This window comes from Kitasatospora misakiensis (assembly GCF_042656005.1).
GTDB classification, from domain to species: Bacteria; Actinomycetota; Actinomycetes; order Streptomycetales; family Streptomycetaceae; genus Kitasatospora; species Kitasatospora misakiensis.
The window spans coordinates 1-693 of record NZ_JBHSOF010000150.1 but is presented as its reverse complement, the minus strand read 5'-3'; the positions used below and the strand labels follow the sequence as shown (position 1 = coordinate 693).

General features: G+C 68.4%; 2 protein-coding genes. Both read right to left on the bottom strand.

Going from position 1 to position 693, the window contains the following annotated elements:
* The coding region (locus ACFP3U_RS37000; protein ID WP_030398688.1) for a GTP-binding protein at positions 1 to 578 on the bottom strand (578 nt) is incomplete at its 3' end.
* A partial coding sequence (locus ACFP3U_RS36995; protein ID WP_380230164.1) for a DUF742 domain-containing protein occupies positions 559 to 693 on the bottom strand: 135 nt, incomplete at its 5' end. The genes ACFP3U_RS37000 and ACFP3U_RS36995, both read right to left, overlap by 20 nt.

Genomic DNA, 693 nt, shown 5'->3' with positions numbered 1-693 from the left:
AGCCGGGCGAGGAGGGCGTGTTCGACGAGGGTGATGAGGGCGCTTTTGGCGCTGTCGCGGCGTCGGGCGTCGAGGGTGATGACGGGGGTTTCGGTGCTGAGTTGGAGTGCTTCGCGGACTTCGTCGGGGGTGTGGGGTTGGTGTCCGTCGAAGCCGTTGAGGGCGACGACGAAGGGGAGTCCGCTGTTTTCGAAGTAGTCGAGGGCGGGGAAGCAGTCGGCGAGGCGGCGGGTGTCGACGAGGACGACGGCTCCGATGGCGCCGCGGACGAGGTCGTCCCACATGAACCAGAAGCGGTCCTGTCCGGGGGTGCCGAAGAGGTAGAGGATGAGGTCTTCGTCGAGGGTGATGCGGCCGAAGTCCATGGCGACGGTGGTGGTCGTCTTGCCGGAGACGTGGCTGAGGTCGTCGATGCCGGCGGAGGCCGAGGTCATGACGGCTTCGGTGCGCAGGGGGTTGATCTCGGAGACGGCGCCGACGAGTGTGGTTTTGCCGACGCCGAAGCCGCCGGCGACGACGATCTTCGCGGAGGTGGTGGCGCGGGTGGGGGCGGCCGCGTTAGAGCTTGCGAAGTCCACTGAGGACCCTTTCGAGCAGCGTGACGTCGGGCTGGTTTCCGGATTCGCCCCCGGAAGCGGGCTGGTGGATGGCGACGAGGCCGGCCTCGGCCAGGTCGGCCACGAGGATGCGGGC